Origin of the sequence: Roseomonas rosulenta (assembly GCF_016106005.1) — a bacterium.
Lineage (GTDB): Bacteria > Pseudomonadota > Alphaproteobacteria > Acetobacterales > Acetobacteraceae > Neoroseomonas > Neoroseomonas rosulenta.
In genome coordinates this window covers 1-19,443 of record NZ_JACADR010000067.1, presented here as the reverse complement: position 1 = coordinate 19,443, position 19,443 = coordinate 1, and the positions used below count along the sequence as shown (strand labels likewise).

The 19,443-nt window shown below is 70.7% G+C and carries 16 protein-coding genes and 1 tRNA gene; 9 read left to right on the top strand and 8 right to left on the bottom strand.

The features are described 5' to 3' along the window. Positions 1-155 precede the first annotated feature (155 nt). Entirely contained in the window at positions 156-329 is a 174-nt protein-coding gene (locus HW578_RS10810; RefSeq protein WP_198370564.1) for a DNA gyrase inhibitor YacG, read from the top strand. Between the two features lie 69 nt (positions 330-398). Next, a tRNA-Phe gene (locus HW578_RS10805) sits at positions 399-474 on the top strand. A gap of 544 nt (positions 475-1,018) precedes the next feature. Here the strand turns inward: HW578_RS10805 and HW578_RS10800 are convergent. The 7 genes from HW578_RS10800 to pehA are packed head-to-tail and all read right to left on the bottom strand — an operon-like array spanning position 1,019 to position 9,678. Then, positions 1,019-1,900: an ABC transporter permease gene (locus tag HW578_RS10800; RefSeq protein ID WP_198370563.1), complete on the bottom strand. Its 882-nt coding sequence runs from the start codon at positions 1,898-1,900 to the stop codon at positions 1,019-1,021. Between the two features lie 24 nt (positions 1,901-1,924). Continuing rightward, positions 1,925-2,860, bottom strand: coding sequence for an ABC transporter permease (locus tag HW578_RS10795; RefSeq protein ID WP_198370562.1), 936 nt, complete (start codon positions 2,858-2,860; stop codon positions 1,925-1,927). Between the two features lies 1 nt (position 2,861). Next, complete coding sequence (locus HW578_RS10790; RefSeq protein WP_232478871.1) at positions 2,862-3,869, bottom strand: ABC transporter ATP-binding protein; 1,008 nt, start codon at positions 3,867-3,869, stop codon at positions 2,862-2,864. Continuing rightward, positions 3,866-4,852, bottom strand: a complete 987-nt coding sequence (locus tag HW578_RS10785) for an ABC transporter ATP-binding protein (RefSeq protein WP_369407869.1) — start codon at positions 4,850-4,852, stop codon at positions 3,866-3,868. The genes HW578_RS10790 and HW578_RS10785 overlap by 4 nt, the downstream gene beginning before the upstream one ends. After that, entirely contained in the window at positions 4,849-6,462 is a 1,614-nt protein-coding gene (locus HW578_RS10780; protein ID WP_198370561.1) for an ABC transporter substrate-binding protein, read from the bottom strand. Before HW578_RS10780 ends, HW578_RS10785 begins: the two co-directional genes overlap by 4 nt. Before the next feature lie 4 nt (positions 6,463-6,466). Beyond that, complete coding sequence (locus HW578_RS10775) at positions 6,467-8,089, bottom strand: ABC transporter substrate-binding protein (protein WP_198370560.1); 1,623 nt, start codon at positions 8,087-8,089, stop codon at positions 6,467-6,469. Between the two features lie 23 nt (positions 8,090-8,112). Beyond that, complete coding sequence (gene pehA / locus HW578_RS10770; RefSeq protein WP_198370559.1) at positions 8,113-9,678, bottom strand: phosphoric/sulfuric ester hydrolase PehA; 1,566 nt, start codon at positions 9,676-9,678, stop codon at positions 8,113-8,115. A 508-nt stretch (positions 9,679-10,186) separates the two neighbouring features. Here pehA and HW578_RS10765 point away from each other — a divergent pair. From HW578_RS10765 to HW578_RS10735, 7 genes are all read left to right on the top strand, one after another. Then, on the top strand, positions 10,187-11,101 hold the full coding sequence (locus tag HW578_RS10765) for an ABC transporter permease subunit (RefSeq protein ID WP_198370558.1): 915 nt from the start codon (positions 10,187-10,189) through the stop codon (positions 11,099-11,101). Continuing rightward, positions 11,098-12,420 (top strand): high-affinity branched-chain amino acid ABC transporter permease LivM, encoded by a 1,323-nt coding sequence (livM, locus tag HW578_RS10760; protein WP_232478870.1) that lies wholly within the window; start codon positions 11,098-11,100, stop codon positions 12,418-12,420. The genes HW578_RS10765 and livM overlap by 4 nt, the downstream gene beginning before the upstream one ends. Positions 12,421-12,422: 2 nt before the next feature. Beyond that, complete coding sequence (locus HW578_RS10755; RefSeq protein ID WP_198370557.1) at positions 12,423-13,217, top strand: ATP-binding cassette domain-containing protein; 795 nt, start codon at positions 12,423-12,425, stop codon at positions 13,215-13,217. Then, entirely contained in the window at positions 13,214-13,933 is a 720-nt protein-coding gene (locus tag HW578_RS10750) for an ABC transporter ATP-binding protein (protein WP_456308272.1), read from the top strand. Before HW578_RS10755 ends, HW578_RS10750 begins: the two co-directional genes overlap by 4 nt. Before the next feature lie 15 nt (positions 13,934-13,948). Continuing rightward, positions 13,949-15,592, top strand: coding sequence for an NAD(P)/FAD-dependent oxidoreductase (locus HW578_RS10745; protein WP_198370556.1), 1,644 nt, complete (start codon positions 13,949-13,951; stop codon positions 15,590-15,592). Then, positions 15,589-16,764, top strand: a complete 1,176-nt coding sequence (locus HW578_RS10740) for a BaiN/RdsA family NAD(P)/FAD-dependent oxidoreductase (RefSeq protein WP_198370555.1) — start codon at positions 15,589-15,591, stop codon at positions 16,762-16,764. The genes HW578_RS10745 and HW578_RS10740 overlap by 4 nt, the downstream gene beginning before the upstream one ends. Positions 16,765-16,851: 87 nt before the next feature. Next, complete coding sequence (locus HW578_RS10735) at positions 16,852-17,247, top strand: hypothetical protein (RefSeq protein ID WP_198370554.1); 396 nt, start codon at positions 16,852-16,854, stop codon at positions 17,245-17,247. Between the two features lie 63 nt (positions 17,248-17,310). Here the strand turns inward: HW578_RS10735 and HW578_RS10730 are convergent. Continuing rightward, positions 17,311-19,443 (bottom strand): caspase family protein (locus HW578_RS10730; protein ID WP_198370553.1); only part of this gene is annotated, 2,133 nt, incomplete at its 5' end.

Sequence of the window (19,443 nt, the reverse complement as noted above, 5' to 3'; positions counted from 1 at the left end):
CGGGCGGCGCCTCGCGCTGCGCGCGGCGCCATCGGTGGTCGCGGCGCTGGACGGCGAGCCCGAGGCGCTCGCCGCCTTCGCGGCGCAGGCAGGCTTCGCCTTGCGCCTGGTGCCCGACATCGCCATGCCCTTGCCAGTCATCGAGGATGCAGCGGATGTCTGACGCCCCGCGGCCACGCCCGGCCCTGCGCTGCCCGATCTGCCGCCGCCCGGCGGCGGAGGCGACGCGGCCCTTCTGTTCGGAACGCTGCGCGCAGGCCGATCTCGGCCGCTGGCTGAGCGAGAGCTACGCCATCCCCGCCAGCGCACCGGAGGAGACCGAGGATTGACCGGCTGGACAGGCCGCGCGGGCTCCGCTATTTCCCGCGGCCTCTCCGGTGTCCTTCGGGATGCCATGGGCCCAGGTAGCTCAGTTGGTAGAGCATGCGACTGAAAATCGCAGTGTCGCTGGTTCGATTCCGGCCCTGGGCACCACTTCTTCCCGCGCGATGCCTCCCGCCAACCCATCGCGCCGGTGCGATTTCGCTCCGCTCAACCGCACCATTCCTCCCGTAGCCAGCCCGTCTCTCGGCCGCCCTTGCTGCGCGGCGGCGACCTTGAACTGGCTCCGGCCACTCGCTTCTCTTCGGCTTCAACGAACCCCAGGGTCGCGCCGGATACCGTCGCCTGGCTCCGGCATTGGGGCAGGCCTTCCGTTATCTTGGATGGCATGTCGCCCGATCTGCAGCGACACCAGCGCGCCGTTCGCCCGCAGTGCCTTGCGCTCCTTGGCGGCCGGCGTGATGTCCGTGCAGGCTCGGCCGCGTTAGACGTGCACTGCCACCGCGCCGACCTGCCCGACCGCGGCCGGGTTCCGGCAGCCGGCACTGCCGCGGTGTTCGGGCTTCAGCAGGTCGCACCCGCCGGTCGCCGGGACCCGCTCGCGCAGCGCCACGCGGTTCACGATCAGGCCGCGCGTGCCGCAATCATGGTGAATCCGCAGCGCCGGCGTCGCGCAGGTCGGCCGGCATCTGGTCGCTCAGCGCAGCGTCGGGTCAAGCCGGTCGCGCAGCCAGTCGCCGATCAACGAGACCGAGAGCGTCGTCAGCACGATGGTGATCGCCGGCGCCAGCAGGATCCACGGCGCGCGCGTGAGGTATTCGCGCCCATAGCCCACCATGGAACCCAGCGATGTCGCCGGCGGCTGCACGCCGAGACCCAGGAAGGAGAGTCCGCTCTCCAGCAGGATGATCTCCGGGAAGGCAAGCGTCATCGATACGATCAGCGTCGAGGCGATGTTCGGCAGCACGTGCCGCCCGTACAGCCGCCAGGGCGTGGCGCCCAGCTGCCGCACCGCCGCGGCATAGCCCTGCGCGCCAGCCGACAGCGCCAGGCCACGCGCGATGCGCGCGTAGCGTTCCCAGGCATGCAGCCCGAGCAGGCAGACCAGCAGCACCATCGAATTGCCGAAGAAGGCGAGCACCGCGAGCGCCAGGATCAGGAAGGGAATGCTCGCGGAAAAATCCACCAGCGCCATCACCGCCTGCTCCACCAGCCCGCGGAAATGCGCGGCGAGGAACCCCAGAGACGTGCCGACCAAGGCACCGATGATGGTGGCGCCGAAGGCGATCAGCAGGCTGGTGCGGATCGAATGGATCAGCCGCGCCAGAACGTCGCGGCCAAGTTCATCGGTGCCGAGCGGATGCAGCCAGGCGCCGCCGAAGCCGATCGGCGGCGAAAGCCGGTTCCGCAGGTCGAGCGCGGTATAGGCGTAGGGGCTGACCACGTCCGCCAGCAGCGCGATCGCCAGCATCAGCGCCAGCCAGCCGAAGCCGAACAGCACCATCGCCGGCGGCCTGGCGCGGCGGATGCGCGGCGGCGCGGCGGTGGGCGCGGCCACTGTCAGGGGCGCTTCCGGCATCTCACGCCTCCGCGGTTCGGGGTGTCATGCCGTGGCCTGGCGCGGTGCGCTGCGCAGCCGCGGATCCAGCAGCCCATAGAGCAGGTCCACCATCAGGTTCGCGCAGACCATGGTGCAGGCGACCAGCAGCAGGATGCATTGCACCACCGCGAGGTCGCGGTTCGACACCGCCACCACCAGAAGCCGTCCCACGCCGGGCCAGGAGAACACGCTCTCGACCACCACGGCGCCGGCGATCAGGCTGCCCACCATGAAGCCGATGATCGTCACCGTCGGGATCGCCGCGTTCGGCAGCGCGTGGTTGGTGACCACCATGCGCCACGGCACGCCCTTCGCGCTCGCGGTGCGGATGAAGGGCTGACCGAGCACTTCCAGCATCGCGCTGCGGGTGAAGCGCGCCAGCACCGCCGCGCCGCCGACGCCCAGCGTGATGATCGGCAGGATGGCATGGCGCCAGCTCTCCTGCCCGCCCGACGGCAGCCAGCCGAGCTGCACCGCGAACACCAGCACCAGGATCAGGCCCAGCACGAAGGACGGCACGGTGAAGCCCGCCACCGCGACCACCATCACGACCCGGTCGGCCAGGGAATTGCGATGCAGCGCCGCGTAGATCCCAGCCGGCACGCCGATCCCGACCTTGATCAGAAGTGCGGGGACGGTCAGCGCCAGGGTGGCGGGAATGCGCTCGGCCACCAGCACGATCGCGTCGCGCCCGTCGCGCATGGATCGGCCAAGGTCGCCCGACAGGATGGCACCGAAATAGCGGAAGTATTGCTCCCACAGCGGCCGGTCGAGACCCCAGGCGATGCGGAAGGCCTCCACCGCCTCGGGCGGCGCATCCGCCCCCATGATGATCTGCGCCGGGTCACCCGACATGCGAAGCACGACGAAGGCGAATGTCACGACCATCGCGATTGTCAGCGCCGCACGCGCAATGCGGAAGGCGAGGAAACGCAGCATCTCAGGCGGCCTCCGCCAATACGCCGCAGCCGGGCGCGACATCGCCCTGCGCGACGTGGCAGGCGATCATCCGTCCGTCGGGCCGCCGCTTCAGCATGGGTGCGTCCTGCGTACAGCGCGCGCGCGCCACCGGGCAGCGCGGATGAAAGGCGCAACCGGCGGGACGGTCCGCGGGATTGGGCGGGTCGCCCTGCAGGACCATCCGCCGGCCGCCGCGCCCGGGATGCGGAATGGCCGTCACCAGCGCCTGCGCATAGGGATGCGCGGGATCCTGCAGCACGGCGTCGGGCTCGCCTTCCTCGACGATGCGGCCGAGATACATCACCGCGACGCGGTGGCTGACCTGGCGCACCGCGCGCAGGTCGTGGCTGACGAACAGCATGCCCATGCCGAAGCGGTCCTGCAGCTCGACCAGCAGGTTCATCACCTGTGCCTGGATCGAGACATCGAGCGCACTGATCGGTTCGTCGCAGACCAGCAACGCCGGGTCGGTCGCGAGCGCACGCGCCAGCACCGCGCGCTGGCGCTGGCCGCCGGACAGCTCATGCGGATAGTGCGCGCCCTGGTCGGCGCGCAGCCCGACCGCGCGCAGCAGCGCTTCGACACGCGCGGCGCGTTCCGAACGCGCGCCGATGACGTGGATGTCGAGCGGCTCCGCAACCTGCACGCCGATCGGCAGCCGTCGGTCCAGCGCGCCAAGCGGATCCTGGAAGACCATCTGCATGCGCGCGCGCAACGCCCGCCAGGCGGCGCTGCCGGGTGGCGGCACCGGGCGGCCGTCAAAGGCCACGGACCCGGCATCGGGCGTCTCCATCCCGAGCACCAGGCGCCCGGTGGTCGACTTGCCACAACCGGATTCGCCGACAAGACCGAGCGTGCGTCCGCGCTCGATGACGAGTGACACGCCATCGACCGCACGCAGTTCCACGCTGCGTCCGAACATGCCGCGCCGCATCGCGTAGCGGCGCACCAGCCCTTCGGCCTTCAAAAGCTCCGCGCCGGGCCTCATGCGACAGCCGGTTCGGCGAGCAGCGGGGCCGCTTCGGCGCGCAGGCAGGCGGCGCGATGGCCATCGGTGATCGCGGCATCGGCGGGCAGGCCAGCATCGCAGGCCGCGACGCGCAACGCGCAGCGCGGCGCGAAGGCGCAGCCGGGCGGCATGGCCCAGGGCTCCGGCACCCCGCCCGGGATCGCCAGCAGCGGCCGGCGCGGGCCCTCGATCGGCGGCAGGGCCCCAATCAGACCGCGCGTATAGGGATGCGCAGGCGCGGCAAAGAGGCGTTCGGTGGGTGCCTCCTCAACGATGCGCCCGGCATACATGACGCAGACGCGCTCGCAGGTATCGGCGACCACGCCGAGGTCATGGCTGATCAGCACCAGCGCCATGCCGGTATCCCTGCGCAGCTGCCGCAGAAGATCGAGGACCTGCGCCTGTATGGTGACATCGAGCGCCGTTGTCGGTTCGTCCGCGACGAGCAGTTCGGGTCGTCCGGCCAGCGCGATTGCGATCATCACGCGCTGGTTCTGCCCGCCCGATAGTTCGTGCGGATAGGCGTCGAGCCGGCGCGCCGCATCCGGGATCCCGACCTGGTCGAGCAGGCGGCGAGCTTCCTCGCGCGCAGCGCGCCCGGTCATGCCGCGATGAAGCATGAGCGCCTCGGCAACCTGCCGGCCGATGCGGTGCACCGGATTGAGGCTGCTGGCCGGATCCTGGAAGATCATGGCGATGCGCCCGCCGCGCACGCGGTCTAGCGTGGCCGCCGGCGCGCCGATCAGCTCCGTTCCATCGATCCGTGCGCTGCCCCCGATCCGCGCACGCGGCGGCAGCAGGCCCAGCGCGGCAAGCCAGGTGACGGACTTGCCGCAGCCGGATTCTCCGACCAGGCCGACGGCCTCGCCCGGCATCACCGCGAGTTCGATGCCACGCAGAGCATGCTGGCCGTCGAAGGCGACGGTCAGGCCGTGGATCGCGACGAGCGGCGCGGTCGTCACGCGCCCAGCCGGAAGTTGTTGGGTCCGAAATCCATGGGCCAGCCCTTCGCCGCGCGCCAGGCGATGTCGCGGCGCTTGGCGGTGAAGCTCGCCGCCTGGTGCAGCACCAGGTAGCCCGGATCCTCCCGCTCGATGATCTCGAGCAGGCGCCGGAACAGCGCGCTGCGCTGCGCCATGTCGGTCGACGAGATCAGCGCATCGGACACGCGGTTGAACTCCGCGTTGGTCCATTCGCCGTTGCGCTCCGCCTCGGTCCTGGCGCCGAAGCTGCGCAGCAGGCCGGCCACGGGGTCGCCGAACAATGATGTGTTCGACCAGTCGCGGATGCCGCGCCCGGGTGTGCGCGCGGTCACCTGGTCGAAGTTCTCGCGCATCTCGATCTGCACGTTGAGGCCGACCGCGCGCCACATCTCGACGACGATCTGCGCGTTGGACACCTGGTTGGTGTAGTAGTTGTTGAGCAGCCGATAGGTGATCGGCTCGCCGCGGTAATTCGCCGCGCGCAGAAGGCGCCGTGCCTCGGCCGGGTCGAAGCGCGGATTGGCCCAGTCCCGCAGATACATCGCGCCATAGTTCTCGAGCTGCAGGCCGCGTGGCACCGCCGTGCGCCCCGACCACAGCGAATCGACGATGGCCCGCCGGTCGACCGCATGGGTGATGGCGCGGCGCACGAGCGGGTTCGCCAGCACCGGATTGGTCTGGTCCAGGCCCATGATGCGGATGTTGTTGATCGGGCTGCCTAGGACCTCGAAGCGCGCATTGCGTTCGACCACCGCAACCTGGTCGGGCGGGATGTCGCAGGCGAAGTCGAACTCGCCCGAGAACAGGCCGTTCACGCGGCCGGAGACCTCCGGCACCTCGACGAAGCGGATGCGCCGAAGCGGGGGGCGCCCGCCCCAATAGGCATCGTGCGATTCGAGCGTGAGCGACACATCCGGCCGCAGCTCGGCAATCCGATACGGCCCGGTGCCGACCGGCCTGCGCGCCCAGGCGAGCCAGTTCTCTGCCGCAGCGAAGGCGGCGCGCGAATGGACCACGCCGACATTCTGCTGGAGGCGGCCTTCGATGGTCACGTCGGGCGTGGCGGCCACGTAGCGCACCACGCCCGGCCGCACGATCTCGATGCCCTGGAGGCCCGGAACGCTGCGGCGCGCGACGGCTACCACCTCGGCCGGCGGTTCCTTGCCGACCGATCCTGCCAGCACGCTGGCGCGCCCCGCCTCGCGCTCCGGCCCGGTGCCGAACAGCCGCTCGCCGAAGCTGAACGCCACGTCCTCCGCGGTCATCAGGGTGCCATCGTGGAAGCGCACGCCCTCGCGCAGGTCGAACTCCACGGTACGGTCGTCGATCCGCCGCCACGCCGTGGCGAGGCCCGGCCTGGCCGAGAGATCGCCGATCCAGTCGGTGTTGATCAGCGGTTCGGCGTACAGGCCGCTGAGGCGGTAGCCGACGTTGGATTGTTCGCGCGGGGTCTCCAGCGTGTTGGAGTTCGAGACCTTCTGCACTGCGATGGTCAGGCTCGGCCGCTGGTCTGCCTGCGCGAGCGCGAAGTGCGGCAGCGTGGTGGTGGCGACCGCGGCCAGCGCGGCGCGTCGGGTGATCCTCGCCATCCCCTCACGCCCCCCAGTTCGTCGCGCGGAAATCCATCGCGAAGGCCGGGCTCGCCTTCCAGCGGATGTCGCGGCGCTTCGCCGTGAAGGTCGCGTTCTGGTGCAGCACCGTGTAGGCGGGGTCCTCGCGCTCGGTGATCACCAGCATGCGCGCGAAGATGGCGCGGCGACGCGCGCGGTCGGTGCTGGTCTCAAGCTCGACCGACAGGCGGTTCATCTCGTCGTTCGACCATTCGCCGACCTGCTGCTGCTGTCCGTTCGGGCCGTGCTGGTTGATGATGGAGCTGACCGGATCGTTGAACGGCGCGCTGTTGGACCAGTCGCGCACCGCGCGCGTCGGGCTGCGTTCCAGGATCTGCGACCAGTTCTCGCGCATCTCGATCTGCACGTTGAGGCCGACCTGGCGCCACATCTCGACCAGCACCTGGGCGGTGGCGTTCTGGTTGGTGTAGTAGTTGTTGAGCAGGCGATAGGGGATCGCCTCGCCGCGATAGTTCGCCTCGCGCAGCAGGCGGCGCGCCTCGGCCTGGTCGAAGCGCGGCACCTCCCAGTCGCTGATGAACATCTGGTCGTAGTAGGGCCATTGCAGGCCGCGCGGCACCTCGGTGCGGCCGGCCCACAGGCTGTCCACGATGGCCTTGCGGTCGATCGCGTGGGTGAAGGCGCGGCGCACGCGCGCATCGCGCAGCTGCGCATGGGTCTTGTCGAACACGATCAGCCGGTGATTGAGGATGGTGCCGCCCTGCACCTCGAAGGCGCGGTTGCGCTCGATGCCCGGGATCTGGTCGGGCGGAATGTCGCAGGCGAACTGGTATTCGCCCGACAGAAGCCCGTTGATGCGCGACGACACCTCGGCCACCTCGACGAAGCGGATCTGGCGCAGCGGCGGGCGACCGCCCCAGTATTCGTCGTGAGCCACCAGCGTCAGCGACACGTCCGGGCGGAACTCCGCAACCTTGTAGGGGCCGGTTGTCACAGGCTTGCGCGCCCAATCGAGCCAGCTCGCGGTCGCCTCGAAGCCACGGCGGCTGATGATGTCGGACCCGTAGCGCGACAGGCGGCCCTCGAGCGTCACGTCCGGCGTGGCGTTGACGAAGCGCACGGTGTAGCGGTCCACCGCCTCGACCCGCTCGAGCGCCGGCCAGGACCGCCGGGCGACGGCCGGCACTTCCGGCGGGAGTTCACGCCCCGGCCGGGGCGCGGGCATGCCTTCGCCGATCGGGATGGTGCGGCCCTGCGCGGAGGCCAGGGTGGTGCCGAACATGCGGTCGCGGCCGAAGGAGAAGACGACATCCTCCGCCGTCATCTCCTCGCCGTTGTGGAACATTACGCCGCGGCGCAGCGAGAGCTCGACGACGCTGTCCGAGATGCGCCGCCATTCGGTGGCGAGCCCCGGCACCGGCCCGAGCTGCCCCAGCCAGTCACGCCCGATCAGCCCTTCCCACATCGACGAATAGAACACCCGCTCGCCGACATTCGACTGCTCGCGCAGCGTCTCGAGCGTGTTGCTGTTCACCACCTTCTGCACGGCGATGGTGATGGCGGGTCGCTGGTCCGCCTGGCCCAGGGACGGGCGCGGCAGCACGGCCAGGGCGGGGGCGGCGATCAGCAGGCGACGGTTCAGCATGGGCGGGCGTTCCTTGCCGGGGTTCATTCGGCGGCGCGTGCGAGGCCTGGCGGCAGGGCGACGCCCCGTTCCTCCAGCCCGTGCGGCGTGGCGCGGAAATGCGTGAGCGTGCGTTCGGCATGCCGCATCCGGTGCGACAGCGCCTTCTGCGCGTATTGCTTCACCAGCCCGACATGCGCCGGGTCATCGGCCAGGTTGTCGAAGCAGTGCGGATCGCGCGCGAGGTCGAAGAACAGAGGCGGCAGCGCGGTGAAGTGCACGTATTTGTACCGGGCATCCTGCACCACGCAGAGCGCGCAATCATCCATCGGCAGGCCGAGCGCGCTCTCGGCCTTCGAGTAGTGGACGTCGCGGAAGTCGTATTCGTAGAACAGGTGGTGCCGCCAATCCCGCGGCGCGGGCCCGTCCAGCAGCGGCAGGATCGAGCGACCGTCGCAGGCACGCGGCACGTTGCCGCCCAGCGCCTCGAGGATGGTCGGCATCACGTCCACGCTTTCGGTGAAGGCCGATTCGATCGCTCCGGCGCGGTCGTTGCGCCCGCCATCCTTCACCACCAGCGGGATGCGAAAGCTCTCGTCCTGGTAGCCGATCTTGCCCAGCAGCCAGTGGTCACCGAGCTGCTCGCCATGGTCGGATGTGAAGACGATCATGGTGTCGTCCCACTGCCCGTTCTCGTCGAGCCAGGCGAAGACCCGGCCCAGGCAGTCGTCGATCTCGGTGATCAGGCCGGCATAGGTGGCGCGCATCTGGCGTATGGCGTCTTCGTGCAGGGCCGTCGCCGCACCGCCGGCGCCGTGGAAGAAGCTGCCCTGGCTGATGCCGCGCAGGTAGAATTCCAGCAGCGGGTGCTGCGCCGCCTCGTCCTCCCAGCGCTCGCGGCGGATCGGCGCGGGCATGTCGGCGGGCCTGTACATCGCGTGATACGGCGCGGGCGCGATGAAGGGCGGGTGCGGTCGATAGTAGCCGAGGTGCAGGAACCACGGCTTGCCGTTACGGCCCTTCAGGTAGGTGAGCGCGCGCTCGGTGAAGAAGGTGCTGTCCGACAATTCGGCGGGGATGCGGCAGGGGCGGTCGGTCACGCCGGGCACGGCGTCCTCGCCCTCGGGCAACCAGATGTCCTCACGCCGCTGCGGCAGCACGTAACCCTGATGCGCGAGCCAGCCGAAATAGCCGTCCATGTTCGGCTCGAAGGCACCGACGCTGCGGAAGCCATCCATCAGATCGCCGAGCGTGGTGAAGCGCGGGTCGCGCGGACCTGAGGTGCGCGGGTCCGGCGTGGTGGTGGTGTAGCCGATCAGCGCCGGGTCGTAGCCGATCAGCCGCAGCTGCTTGCCGAGATTGCTGTGCCGCGCATCGAGCGGCACCGTGTTCTGCACCGCGCGGTGGTTCATCAGATACAGGCCGGTCAGCAGGCTGGCGCGCGCCGGGCCGCAAGGCACTGTGTTGGTGACGTGGTTGCGGAAGGTCACGCCCTCCCGGCAGAGCCGGTCCAGGTTCGGTGTCCGCAAGAAACCCGCGCCGAGCGCGGGTACGAAATCCGTGCGCCACTGGTCGACGACGATGAGTAGTACGTTCTTCCGTTGGCGCATCTGTCCGGATCCCTTCGACGGGCCCGGGAGTACCTTCAATCGGCGACGGTCGTATGATGCTTCGGCTGACAATTCATGACAGCCACCCGGACCGGCGACGATGGACCAACAAGCGGAACGTTCATCCGTGGAGGACGCCGCGCGCGCCGGGTGCAGGCTGGTCGCCGCCTGGCGGTGGAACCCAGGGGCGATCCGGCCCACCGCGATGTGGGACGGGTTCGGAGGCGTCCGCGCGCGTCATCCTGCGGTTGGATATCCCGCGCATCGTCGCAAGCGGATCTGAAGGTCCCCAAGGCCGCGGCGGGTTCCGACCGGTGTCGAGGAGATCGGCCGCAGCTTGGGCGGCCCCGCGGGGCTGCCACGCGTTGCCGCCCTGATCACCTCCGACACAGCCGGGATCGGGGGCCGGTGGGCGCGGCCGCGGCGAATCCGCTTCCGGCACCGGCGGGCCTGCCGTAGCGTCGAGGCAACGGGCGGGCCATCAACGGCCCCGGGACAGGGGGCAGGCTTGGCCTATGCGCTGCAGCAGCTGATCAACGGGATCAGCCTCGGCATGATCTACGGGCTGATCGCGGTGGGCTACACCATGGTCTACGGCATCATCGGCATGATCAACTTCGCCCATGGCGACATCTTCATGGTTGGCGCCTTCATCGCGCTGATCTCGATCGTCATGCTGGTCTCGGGCGGGATCATGGACGGGCCGGCGGCGATCCTGATCGTGCTGCTGGTCTCGATGTGCGTCACCGCGCTGTACGGCTGGACGGTGGAGCGCGTGGCCTATCGCCCGCTGCGCGGGTCCTTCCGCTTGGCACCGCTGATCAGCGCCATTGGCATGTCGATCGTGCTGCAGAACTACGTTCAGGTCGCCCAGGGGGCGCGCGTGAAGCCTGTCGAGCCGCTGCTGCCCGGCGGCGTTGAGGTGCTGCGCGCCGAGGCTTTCGTCGTGCAGTTCTCCTACATGCAGATGCTGATCATCGCGGTGACGCTCGGCGTGCTCGCCGTCTTCACATGGCTGGTCACGCGCACGCCGCTCGGCCGTGCCATGCGTGCCTGCGAGCAGGACCGCAAGATGGCCTCGCTGCTCGGCATCGACACTGACCGCACCATCAGCCTGACCTTCGTGATCGGCGCGGCGCTGGCCGCCGTCGCGGGCACCATGTACCTGCTGCGCTATGGCGTGATCGACTTCTACATCGGCTTCCTCGCCGGCGTGAAAGCCTTCACCGCGGCCGTGCTGGGCGGTATCGGGTCCCTGCCCGGGGCGGTGCTGGGCGGGTTGCTGATCGGGCTGATCGAGACCTTCTGGTCGGCCTATTTCTCCGTGCAGTACAAGGATGTCGCGGCCTTCTCGATCCTGGTGCTGGTGCTGATCTTCATGCCCACCGGGCTGCTCGGCCGCGCCGAGGTCGAGAAGGTATGAACGGCGAGATCGCCGCCATCACCATGGCGGCCCGCCCGAAGGTCGCGGCCGCGGCGGTGAAGGACGCCGCGATCACCGCGCTGATCGCCTTCGGCCTGTTCTTCCTGCTGGTCGGGCTGCGCACCGATGTCGGGCCCTCGGGCGGGCTGGTGCTGCGGCAGCGCTGGGGCGAGGTTGCGATCCTGGTGGTGCTGGCCTTCTTCGGGCGGCTCGGGCTGCTCACCTGGCGCGGCCTGCGCGGGGAGGCGAAACCGGCCACCGCCGCGCGTACCGAGGCGCTGCGCAAGGCTGGGCGGCTGGTCGCACCGGTCTTCATCCTGCTGGCAGTCGCACTGCCCTTCATCCCCGGCACCGGGCGCTACGAGCTCGATCTCGGCATCCTGGTGCTGACCTACGTTATGCTCGGCTGGGGGCTGAACATCGTGGTCGGGCTCGCGGGGCTGCTCGACCTCGGCTACGTCGCCTTCTATGCGGTCGGCGCCTATTCCTACGCGCTGCTGGCCACCACCTTCGGCCTGTCCTTCTGGATCTGCCTGCCGCTGGCGGGAATCCTCGCGGCCTTCTGGGGCGTGCTGCTGGGCTTCCCGGTGCTGCGGCTGCGCGGCGACTACCTCGCGATCGTGACACTGGCCTTCGGCGAGATCATCCGCGTCGTGCTGATCAACTGGGCCTCGCTGACCGGCGGGCCGAACGGCATCACCGGCATCCCCCGGCCGACCTTCTTCGGCCTGCCCTTCAACATGTCGGGCGATCCGGGCAGTTTCGCCGGCTTCTTCGGGCTCGAGCCCTCGCCGGTGCATCGCGTGATCTTCCTGTACTACCTGATCCTCGCACTCGCACTGCTGACCAACTGGGTCAGCATCCGCCTGCGCCGTCAGCCGCTCGGCCGTGCCTGGGAAGCGCTGCGCGAGGACGAGATCGCCTGCCGCGCACTCGGCATCAACGTCACCACGACGAAGCTGACCGCCTTCGCGCTGGGGGCGATGTTCGCGGGCTTCGCCGGGTCCTTCTTCGCCACGCGGCAGGGCTTCATCAGCCCGGAGAGCTTCACCTTCATCGAGAGCGCCATCATCCTCGCCATCGTCGTGCTGGGGGGCATGGGCAGCCAGATCGGCATCGCCATCGCGGCCCTGGTGATGATCGGCGGCTTCGAGATCTTCCGCGACCTGGATGAATGGCGGATGCTGGTGTTCGGCGGCGCGATGGTGCTGATCATGGTGGTCCGCCCGCGCGGGCTCGTCGGCAGCCGCACGCCGACCGTGGCACTGGGCACGCGCCGCGCGATCGGCGCGGAACATGTCGCCGAGGGGCGCGGCTGACCGTGGCGGAGCCGATCCTGCAAGCCGAGGCGCTGACCATGCGCTTCGGCGGCCTCACCGCCGTCGATGCCGTCTCCTTCACCGCGTCACGCGGCGACATCACCGCCATCATCGGCCCGAACGGCGCGGGCAAGACCACGATGTTCAACTGCATCACCGGCTTCTACCGGCCAAGCGACGGGCGGCTGCGCCTGTTCCGCGACGGCACGCCGGTCGAGCTGCAATCCCTGCCCGGCCATCGCATCGCCCGCGCCGGCGTGGCGCGCACCTTCCAGAACATCCGCCTGTTTCCCGGCATGACGGCGCTCGAGAACCTGCTCGTCGCGCAGCACAACACGCTGATGGCATCGACCGGATTCGGCATCGGCGCTCTGCTGGGGGCACCCGGCTATCGCCGGGCGGAGAAGCGCGCAATCGAGAAGGCACGCCACTGGCTCGATGCCACTGCATTGCTGGAGCGCGCCGACGACCCCGCCGGCGCCCTGCCCTATGGCCAGCAGCGGCGGCTCGAGATCGCGCGCGCCATGTGCACCGACCCGCTGCTGCTCTGCCTCGATGAACCCGCCGCCGGGCTGAACCCGCGCGAATCCGACGAGCTTTCGGCCCTGCTGCGCCGCATTCGCGACGGCGGCTGCTCGCTGCTGCTGATCGAGCATGACATGGGCGTGGTCATGGGCATCTCCGACCGCGTCGTGGTGCTCGACCACGGCAAGAAGATCGCCGATGGCGCGCCGGCCGAGGTGCGCGCCGACCCGCGCGTCATCGCGGCCTATCTCGGCGAGGGGGACGAGGAATGACCGCCCCCATGCTGTCCATCGAGGGTGTCTGCGCCGCCTACGGCGCCGTCCAGGCCCTGCGCGACGTGACCATCAGCGTCGCCCCGGGCGAGATCGTCACGCTGGTGGGGGCGAACGGCGCGGGCAAGTCCACCCTGCTGATGACCATCTGCGGCGACCCACGCGCGCGCGCCGGGCGGATCGCCTTCGAAGGGCGCGACATCACCGCGCTGCCGACGCACGAGATCATGCGCCTCGGCCTCGCGCAGGTGCCGGAAGGCCGGCGCGTCTTCCCGCGCATGTCGGTGATGGAGAACCTGCTGATGGGCGCGCAGGTGGCGGGGCATGATCCCGCGCCGCTTCTGGCCCAGGTTTTCGCCCTGTTTCCGCGCCTGCAGGAACGCCAGGCACAGCGCGGTGGCACGCTGTCGGGGGGCGAGCAGCAGATGCTCGCGATCGGCCGCGCTCTCATGTCGAAGCCGCGGCTGCTGCTGCTGGACGAGCCCTCGCTCGGCCTCGCGCCGCTGATCGTGCGGCAGATCTTCGCCGCCATCCGCGACCTGAACCAGAAGGAGGGCCTGACCGTCCTGCTGGTCGAGCAGAACGCCAACCAGGCGCTGCGCCTCGCGCATCGCGGCTATGTGCTGGTGAACGGGCGCATCACCCTGGCCGGGACGGGGCGTCAGCTGCTGGCCATGCCGGAGGTGCGCGACGCCTATCTCGGCGGGGGTCACTGAGGCTATAGGGCGGCCATGCTGCGGCTGACGGAGATCAAGCTTCCCCTGGACCACGCCCCCGAGGCGCTGGAGGAAGCGGTGCGCGCGCGCCTGGACCTGCGCGGCGATGCATTGCGCGCGGTGCATGTCGCCCGGCGGGCCTGGGATGCGCGGCGGCGCTCCGACATCCACCTGGTCTATTCGCTCGATATCGAGGTGGCGGACGAGGCCGCGCTCCTGGCCCGCGCCGCGCGCGACCCAGCGCTGGGCCGCGTGCTGGCACCGACGCCGGACACGCGCTACCACCATGTCGCGCGCGCACCGGCCGGGGGCTGGCAGCGCCCTTTGGTGATCGGCACCGGCCCCTGCGGCATCTTCGCCGCCCTGATCCTGGCCGAGATGGGCTTCCGCCCCATCATCCTCGACCGCGGCAAGCTGGTGCGCGAACGCACGAAGGACACCTGGGCGCTGTGGCGCCGCCGTGTGCTGACCCCGGAATCCAACGTGCAGTTCGGGGAGGGCGGCGCGGGCACCTTCTCCGACGGCAAGCTCTATTCCGGCATCAAGGCGCCGGAATCCGTATCGCGTAAGGTGCTGACGGAGTTCGTGGCGGCCGGCGCGCCGGAGGAAATCCTGTTCGTCGCCAAGCCGCATATCGGCACTTTCCGCCTGGTGACGATGGTGGAATCGCTCCGCGCCAAGATCGAGGCGCTGGGCGGCGAATACCGCTTCGGCACGCGCGTGACGGACTTCGCCATCGAGACCGGGCGCGACGGGGTTCGCCGGATCCGCGGCGTGGTGACGGAAGCGGGCGAGACCATCGCGACGGATCACGTGGTGCTCGCCATCGGCCACTCCGCGCGCGACACCTTCGCCACGCTGCACGAGCGCGGCGTCTTCGTCGAAGCCAAGGCCTTCTCCATCGGCGTGCGCATCGAGCATCCACAATCCATCATCGACCGCGCGCGCTTCGGCGACTTTGCCAAGCACCCGATCCTGGGTGCGGCCGACTACAAGCTGGTGCACCACTGCGGCAACGGGCGCAGCGTCTATTCCTTCTGCATGTGCCCGGGCGGGACGGTGGTGGCCGCGACCTCCGAACCCGGCCGCGTGGTGACCAACGGCATGTCCCAGTATTCGCGCGCCGAGCGCAACGCGAATGCCGGCATCGTCGTCGGCATCACGCCGGAGCGGGACTACCCGGGCCATCCGCTGGCCGGCGTGGATTTCCAGCGGCGCTGGGAAGAACGCGCCTTCATCGCGGGCGGCGGCGACTACAGCGCCCCGGCGCAGCTGGTGGGCGATTTCCTGGCGGGGCGGCCATCGACGCATCTCGGCGCCGTGGTACCCTCCTACAAGCCGGGCGTGACACCGACCGACCTCGCGCTCTGCCTGCCCGATTTCGCGGTAGCCGCGATCCGCGAGGCCCTGCCCGCCTTCGGCAAGCAGATCCGCGGCTTCGACATGGCGGAGGCGGTGATGACGGGGGTGGAGACCCGCACCTCCTCCCCCATCCGCATCCGGCGCGACGCCGCCTGCGTCAGCGTCAACACGCAGGGGCTGTATCCGGCCGGCGAGGGTGCGGGCTATGCGGGCGGCATCTATTCCGCAGCGGTGGACGGCATCCGCGTGGCGGAGGCGGTCGGGCGCGCCATGGCAGGACTGGCGGCGGCGGCGTGACGCATTTCGATGTGGTGGTGATCGGCGCCGGTGCTGCCGGCATGTTCGCCGCCATGCGCGCCGGGCAGCGCGGGCGGTGCGTGCTGCTGCTGGAACACACCGATGAACCGGGCCGGAAAATCCTGATCAGCGGTGGCGGGCGCTGCAACTTCACCAATCTCGGCTGCGTGCCGGAACGCTTCCTCTCGGCCAATCCGCATTTCGCGCGCTCGGCACTCGCGCGCTACACGCAGCACGACTTCGTGGCGCTGGTACGCCGCCACGGCATCGCCTTCCACGAGAAGACGCTCGGCCAGCTGTTCTGCGACGGATCGGCGCGGCAGATCGTGGCGATGCTGCTGGCGGAATGCGCAGCCGCGGGCGTGGCGCTGCGCGTGTCGCACCGCGTGACCGACATCAGCCGCGCCGATCGCTTCACCATCGCGACCGACCATGGCGATTTCAGCGCGGAAAGCCTGGTGCTCGCGACCGGCGGGCTGTCCATCCCCAAGATGGGCGCGACCGGCTTCGCGCATGACGTGGCGCGCCGCTTCGGGCTGCCGCTGGTCACCCCGCGCCCCGGCCTGGTGCCCTTCACCTTCGACGGCGCGATGCTCGACCTGATGCGCCCGCTCGCCGGCGTGGCGCTGCCGGTCGTCGCGCGCGCAGGGCGCGCGGCCTTCGCCGAGGCGATGCTCTTCACCCATCGCGGCCTGTCCGGGCCGGCGGTGCTGCAGGCGTCATCCTACTGGGCGCCGGGCGATCCCGTGACGGTCGACCTGGCGCCAGGCCACGACGCCAGCGCCGCGCTGCTGGCCGCCAAGCGCGCGCGGCCCAAGGCCGAACCACGCACCATCCTCGCCGACCTGCTGCCGCAGCGCCTGGCGCAGGCTCTCGCCGCGCTGCAGTTGCCCCCGCGCGTGATCGGCGAGGTCGCGGACGCGCCACTGAAGGCGCTCGGCGCGCTGCTCAACCGCTGGTCGCTCACGCCCGCCGGCACCGAGGGCTACGCCAAGGCCGAGGTCACGCTGGGCGGCATCGATACCGCCGCGCTGTCGCAGAAGACGATGGAGGCGAAGCACGTTCCCGGCCTCTTCGCGGTAGGCGAGGCGGTGGACGTGACCGGCTGGCTCGGCGGCTACAATTTCCAATGGGCCTGGTCGAGCGGCTGGGCGGCAGGCGAGGCAGCCTAGCGCACCAGCCCCGTCGGCACATCGGCGGCGCCGCGCGGATGCAGCCTCGCGCTGGACTCCGCTGCGCCGCGACGCCACATGCCTCCCATGCGCGCCCTGCCCCTGCTCGCCGCCCTCTCCCTCGCCGCCTGCGCCACCCAGGCGGGCTTCGATGCGCGCATGCAGGGCCTGGTCGGCATGGCCGAGGGCGACGTGGTGCAGTCCATCGGCGTGCCCGATGGCGACTTCACCACGCCGGATGGCCGGCGATTCCTGCAATACGAGCGGCTCGGCGTCTCCACGCCCACGCCCGCGCCGGTGATGGGCCTGGGCATCGGCGGCTTCGGCTGGCGCGGCGGCTTCGGATCCGGCGTGGGCTTCGGCGCCGCCTATCCGGGCTACCTGCCGCCGCCGCCCTGCTCGGTCACCTTCGAGATCCGCGCGGCACGCGTGGCATCCTTCACGCGGCGCGGGTCGGGCTGCGTGGCGGCGCCGCCGGAGTGAACAGCGCCCGTCTCCGCGAGGATCTTCACCCGCGCGGATGACGCCATCCGAGCGGGATGCGCCCTACCGCTGCACCACCGCCAGCGGAAACGACCGCAGGTCCCGCTGCGCCGCCCGGAACACCGCGTTCTGCTGGTGCCCCTTCTCGCGCGCCAGCTGCGGCACGCGGCGCATCACCCATTCCCCCAGCGCCAGCGCCGTCACCCGCCCCTCCTGGTCCACCGCCGCGCGCCCGCGCAGCCCCTCCATCAGGGCATAGGCGAACACACCGTTGCGGTCGTCGTAGGAATCCAGGGCCTCCTGCACGGAAGACGACGCCGCCAGCAGGAAGCGCCCGGTGTCGTTGCCGATCGCCGCCAGCTGGTCGATGTCGATCTGACCGGCATAGCAGGTGTCGATCATGATGAAGGCGTCGCGCGCGCGGATGCGCGCGAGTGCCGCCACCAGCGTCGCATCGTCGATGGTCTGCTGGCGCAGCACCGTCATCGAGGAGGTGTCGCGCACATCCGCCGGCAGGAACAGGAAGCGGTTGCCCGGCTGCGACACGATGCCGTGCCCAGCGATATACAGGATGAAGGTATCCGCCGGCGCGGTATCCCGGGCCGCGGCGGCGAGCGCGTCCAGCACGCCGCGCCGCGTGGCGCGGTCGTTCGGCAGGACGCGCAGATCCACATCGCGGAACAGCCCGTTGCCGGAGGCGCGCAGCGCCTCGCCCACCGCCCGCGCATCCGGCGCGGCGAAGCGCAGGTTCAGCTCATGCTGCGCGTATTCGTTCACGCCGATCGCGAGCACCACCAGGCGCCCCGCGCCGGGCGGCGCCTCGGGCTCGCCCGGCCGGCGCAGCACCATCGCCGGCCCCTCGGCGAACAGCGCACCGTCGCTGGCATAGAGCCGCGTCGCCACGCGATTGGTGCCGGGGTCGAGCGGCACCTCGACGCTCGCCTCACCCACCGCGGGCTCGGCGCGCGCGGCGATGCGGTCGTTCACCAGCACATCGAGCGGCCCGAAGCCCAGGCCGCGATCGGTCGCGGTGAAGGTCATGCGCAGCGCCGAGGCACCTTCGGGCAGCGCGCGCGCATCCCAGCCGATGCTGCGGCAGTCGGTGCCCACCACCGCGCAGAGCGTTCCGCCGGCCAGCGAGGGCAGCCGCCCGATCCGCTGCCGAACCTCGCCCAGCTGCACCAGGCGCTCGGCCGCCGGCGCATAGTCGCCGGCGATCCTCCCGCGCACCGCGCGCGGCGCATAGAGCGCGCGATAGGCCTGCTGGAAGGAGGCCCATTCCGGCGTCTCGTTGCGCTTGCCGTTGAGGTGCACGCCGACCAGCTCCTGCCCGCCATTGGGCGCGTGGTCGAACAGACCCTCGGGCGTCCAGAGTACCCAGCGCAGCGTCTCGGCATGCACGAACAGCGCGGCCTGCTCGCGCAGCGCACCGGCCTCGAAGCGGTACCAGCGGATGGTGCCGTCGCCGAGTGCGACCACCCCCATGTCGCCCGCCACGGTCACGCCCCACACCGCGCCCGGCGTCGGTACGGAATCGATCAGCCTGCCCTGCGCATCGAACAGCCTGAGGTGGGTGTCGGTGCCGAGCAGGAAGCCGTCCTCGCGCACCAGGATCGCGAGGGAGCGGGCGAACTCGCCCTCGCCCAGGCGCAGCGGCACGTTGCCCAGGCGCGGCCGGTTGGAATTCTGCCAGTCCAGCACGCGGATGCGCGGGGTCTCGGTGCGGGCCGCGCTGAACCCCGCCTCCCCGCCCCAGGCCGAGAGGTTGCCGGTCAACGGGTCGAAGACCAGCGGCGCGCCGCCGGCGCGCAGCGTGAAGCGCACCTGCGTGCCATCGGCCGAGAGCGCGAGCGTCACGCCGGTATTACGGAAATCCCCGCCCGGCGGCCGCGGCGCGATCGCGACCGTGCCGTCCGGCGCGATCCGCCCCCAGCCCGGATCGGCCGCCGCATAGGCCAGCCCGCCCTGGGGCAGCGGCAGCAGATGGGAGATCGCGTCGCGCGCGGCCGGAATGTCGGTGAAGGGGCCATGGCCGAAATCCGCCCAGCGGCGGATCACGAATTCGCGGCGCGTCTCGGACGGCGCCGCGGCGGAGGGCACCGGCGCGGGGGTCGGCGCGGGCTGCTGATCGCGCACCGCGAGGCCGCGCCCGCCCGGGCTCGAGACGGAGGAACCGCCGGGCGGCGCCGCCCCGCG